This is a genomic window from uncultured Campylobacter sp., from assembly GCF_938045405.1.
Classification (GTDB): domain Bacteria; phylum Campylobacterota; class Campylobacteria; order Campylobacterales; family Campylobacteraceae; genus Campylobacter_B.
In genome coordinates, this window is sequence record NZ_CALIMW010000278.1 from 1 (window position 1) to 3,302 (window position 3,302).

Below are 3,302 nucleotides of genomic sequence, written 5' to 3' on the forward strand. Positions count from 1 at the left end.
GTGCCGTAGCCTAGACCCATCGCACGCGCGGCTTCCATCTGGCCGCGATCTACGCTGTTTATGCCGCTGCGCACGATCTCTGCGACGTAGGCGGAGCTATTAAGCCCCAGCGCGAAGATCGCCGAGAGGATGTTATTCGACCAGGTAGCGAATATTATAAATACGAACACCATTAGCTGGATTACGATCGGCGTGCCGCGGATGATGTCTACGTACTCGTCGATGATGAGCCTTATCGGTTTAATATCCAAAAATCTCAAAAATGCCAAAATAAAACCCAAAACTATACCGATGGCGATACCGCCGGAGGTTAAAATGAGCGTGATGCCGTAACTTCTGAGATATGAAATTTTTTGCGCCTGAGTTAGTTCGACAGGGTAGGTGAAATAGAGCCCTACGCAAACTACTACCAAAAAAAACGCGATTTTAAAAATTTTCTCGTTCAACACAGACGCCTTTTGGTTAAATTTAGAAGCGAAGAATACTAAAATTTCGTTAAAATCTGGCTAAATTTCAAAAGCGAAATTTTATTTGAAGTAGGGTAGAATTAGCTTTTTTAAAAGGATGACAGGATGAGCTTTTGGACCTATTGCGCAATCGCGGTATATTTCGGCGCGCTTATTTTTATAGGTAGGTATTATTATGACAAGAATGCGAGCTTAAGCGAGTATCTGCTCGATAATCGCCGCCTAGGCCCATTCGTAACGGCGCTTAGCGCGGGCGCTAGCGATATGAGCGGTTGGATGCTTTTGGGAGTGCCGGGCGCGATGTTTGCGACGGGGATTTGCAATATCTGGATAGCTCTAGGGCTTTGCGTGGGCGCGTGGTGCAACTATAAATTTCTTGCCAAAAGGCTTAGAATTTACACCGAGGTAGCAAGCGACAGCGTAACGATCCCCGATTTTTTAGAAAACCGCTTCAAAGACCATACCAAGACGCTTCGCATCATCTCGGGGCTTTTGATCATCATATTTTTTACGCTCTATGTTAGCAGCGGCATCATCGCAGGCGGCAAGACCTTTGAGAGCTTTTTCGGGCTAAATTTTACCTACGGCGCGGTCGCTACGATCTTAATCGTCGTGTTTTATACCTTTTTCGGCGGATTTAAGGCCGTCGCGATCACCGACGCGTTTCAGGGCGCACTGATGTTTGCGGTGCTTATTTTGATCCCTCTGTTTTCTTACCGCGCGCTGCAGATCCCCGCGGACAGTTCCTTTTTGGCGCAGGTACGGCTCTACGGCGCAAGCCATCTCGATCTATTTTACAATCAAAGCTTCTTGGGCGTTTTAGGCTTGCTTGCTTGGGGGCTCGGATACTTCGGTCAGCCGCACATCATCGTGCGCTTTATGGCGATCAGAAGCTCGCGTGAGCTTGATAGCGCGCGCCGCATCGGAATTTCGTGGATGGTGCTAGGTCTTGCGGGCGCGATGCTTAGCGGCCTGATCGGCTTTGTGTATTTTTCGCAAAAGGGCCTTAGCATAGACGATCCCGAAAAAATTTTCCTAGAGCTCGGTAAAATTTTCTTTCATCCATTTATCCTAGGCGTGATAATCTCTGCGGTGCTGGCGGCGATTATGAGCACCATCTCAAGCCAGCTTTTGGTAAGCGCTAGCGCGGTTACGAAGGATTTTATCTTCGCGTTTTATAAAAAAGAGGTAAGCGAGCGTACGCAGACGCTAAGCAGCCGTATCGCCGTCGTGATCATCGCCGCGGTCGCCGCGATCTTGGCGTTTGGCTCAAACGATACGGTGCTAAACGTCGTGGGCAACGCCTGGGCGGGATTTGGCGCGAGCTTTGGAGCGGTGCTTCTTTTCAGCCTGTATTCTAAAAAAATGAGCGCGCTCTCTGCTTTAGTAGGCATGCTCGTAGGCGGTATCACGGTAATTTGCTGGATCTTATCGGGACTTTCGGCGGTCGTTTATGAGCTACTGCCGGGCTTTTGCTTTTCGGCGCTTGCGATACTGCTCGTAAATCGCTACAACTCCGTGCTCGATAAGATGGCGGATGAGCCTAATGCCGCGCAAATTTCGCAGGAATTTGAAAAGATGAAAGAGCAGAGTTTGGGAAGTAAAAATGGCTAACGTAAAGTGCCCGCACTGCGGCTCTTTGATCGATATAGACGAGGCGCTGCAGCGCGATATCAAGGCTAAGTTTGAAGATGAAATTTTGCAGCAGAAGCGAAAGTGGCAGCAGCAGCAAAACGAAGCCACGCTTAAATTTGAAGCCGAGATCGCCGCTAAGCGCGAGGAGTACGCGAAGCATCTGGCGCAGCTGCAAGCGAAGGAAAACGCATTCGAGCAGCGCGTAAAAGCGGCGACCGATTCTGCGCTAAACAGCGAGCGGGAGAAAATTTTAGCGCTCGCAAAATCTCAGATCGAGAGCGAAAACGCGGCGAAATTTGAAATTTTACAAAAGGAGCTGCAAGAAAAATCGCAAAGAATTTCCGAGCTAAATTTAATAAAGGCCGAAATGGAGGCGCAAAAGCGTAAATTTAGCGAGCTTGAAGCCGAGAATAAAGCTAAATCCGAGATCGAGCTAACCAACCGCGTAAACCAAGAGCGCGAGCGGCTTTCGAAGCAAATTTCGCAGGAAAACGAGCTGAAATTCCGCCAAAAAGATGAGCAGATCCAAAGCCTAATCGGCCAAATAAACGAGCTCAAGCGCCGCTCGGAAGTGGGCTCGCAGCAGCTTCAGGGCGAGGTACAGGAGCTCGCGCTGCAGGAGTATCTGCGGCTAAACTTTCCTTTGGACGAGATAGATGAGGTCAAAAAGGGCGCGCGCGGCGCAGACTGCGTGCAGATGGTGCATACGAGGGAGTTTGCGGGCTGCGGTAAAATTTTATACGAGAGCAAGCGCACGAAAAGCTTCGAGCCCAAATGGATCGACAAACTCAAAGACGATATGATAGGCGAGGGCGCGCAGATCGGCGTTATCGTCACCGAGCAGATGCCGCCTCACAGACCTAGGCTGCATCAAGCGCCGAGCGATGCTAGCATCTGGATCTGTTCGTTTGAGGAATTTAAGGGGCTTTGCGCCGTCTTGCGCGAACACGTCGTGGCGCTTGCGTTTGCCAAAAGATCGGGGCAAAATCAGGACAGCAAAACGGCGATGCTCTACGACTATCTGACCTCGCCCGAGTTTGCAAACCAGATAAAGACGATCGTATCGGCATTCGTCGGCATGCAGGAGAGCCTAAATAAGGAGCGCAACGCGATGGAGCGCATCTGGAAACAGCGCGAAAAACAGATCGCGCGTGCGCGAGACGGAGCGATCGCGATGCACGCAAGCATCAGAAGCATCGC

At 50.3% G+C, this 3,302-nt stretch carries 3 protein-coding genes; 2 read left to right on the plus strand and 1 reads right to left on the minus strand.

What is annotated here, in order from left to right:
• A partial coding sequence (locus tag Q0140_RS11470) for an ABC transporter permease subunit (protein ID WP_297964707.1) occupies nt 1-449 on the minus strand: 449 nt, incomplete at its 3' end.
• A gap of 123 nt (nt 450-572) precedes the next feature.
• On the opposite strand from Q0140_RS11470, the gene putP reads away from it, so the two are divergent.
• A complete protein-coding gene (putP, locus tag Q0140_RS11475; protein ID WP_297964709.1) occupies nt 573-2,081 on the plus strand; it encodes a sodium/proline symporter PutP in 1,509 nt (502 codons plus the stop codon).
• Nucleotides 2,074-3,302 (plus strand): DUF2130 domain-containing protein (locus Q0140_RS11480; protein ID WP_297964711.1); only part of this gene is annotated, 1,229 nt, incomplete at its 3' end. The genes putP and Q0140_RS11480, both read left to right, overlap by 8 nt.

Excerpts from the sequence above, each read along its gene's own strand:
- putP (WP_297964709.1), top strand. The coding sequence starts at position 573 with ATGAGCTTTTGGACCTATTGCGCAATCGCGGTATATTTCGGCGCGCTT.